The sequence below is a fragment of the Rhodococcus chondri genome, from assembly GCF_036327435.1.
GTDB classification, from domain to species: domain Bacteria; phylum Actinomycetota; class Actinomycetes; order Mycobacteriales; family Mycobacteriaceae; genus Rhodococcus; species Rhodococcus chondri.
Map to the genome: position 1 here is coordinate 1 of NZ_JAUZMZ010000406.1, position 556 is coordinate 556.

The 556-nt window shown below is 63.8% G+C and carries 1 protein-coding gene; it reads right to left on the minus strand.

Annotated elements, in window-relative coordinates; all coding sequences use genetic code 11:
• Window positions 1-235: 235 nt before the first annotated feature.
• On the minus strand, window positions 236-430 hold the full coding sequence (locus Q8814_RS26440) for a CsbD family protein (protein ID WP_330154864.1): 195 nt from the start codon (window positions 428-430) through the stop codon (window positions 236-238).
• Between the last annotated feature and the right edge of the window lie 126 nt (window positions 431-556).

Genomic DNA, 556 nt, shown 5'->3' on the forward strand with positions numbered 1-556 from the left:
TCGAACATCGCCCGGGCCTGCCGACGACTGGCCGCCAACCCTGACCACGCGGTCGACCTGGTCCTGAACGCATGAAACTGCAGGTCACAGCCCCGGAAGTCAACAACTACGGCACCCTGGTCATGGACCCACCCTGACCCGGACGAGCGGCGAATCGGTGGCCTGTCTGCTCACGGCAGACGGACCGGGTAGAAGCCCGGTCCGTGGTCTTCGGGATGCCTGCCCTACTCCACGGTCAGCGTTCGAAGACGTGCTTGATCTTCTGCCCCGCCTCTTTGATCTTGCTCCCGGCCTGCTTTGCGTGTCCCTTGGACTGTTCTCTTCTTCCCTCGGCCTCCAGGCGTTCGTTTCCCGTGGCCTTGCCCACCGTCTTCTTGACGGCCCCCTCGGCGGTTTGCGCCTTGTCCCGGATCTTCTTCCCGATGTCCATGGCGGATTCGTCTTTCCACTTCGGTGACCGGCCGGCGCACGGTCGCGGTACTTCCTAGTCAACGCCGCTTTCCGCCGCCGGTCAACGCTGCCGATCGGCTTATCTATGGGGCAAGCGGCACTGTTC

Coding starts and splice junctions, on each gene's coding strand:
- Q8814_RS26440 (WP_330154864.1), bottom strand. CDS start 430: ATGGACATCGGGAAGAAGATCCGGGACAAGGCGCAAACCGCCGAGGGG.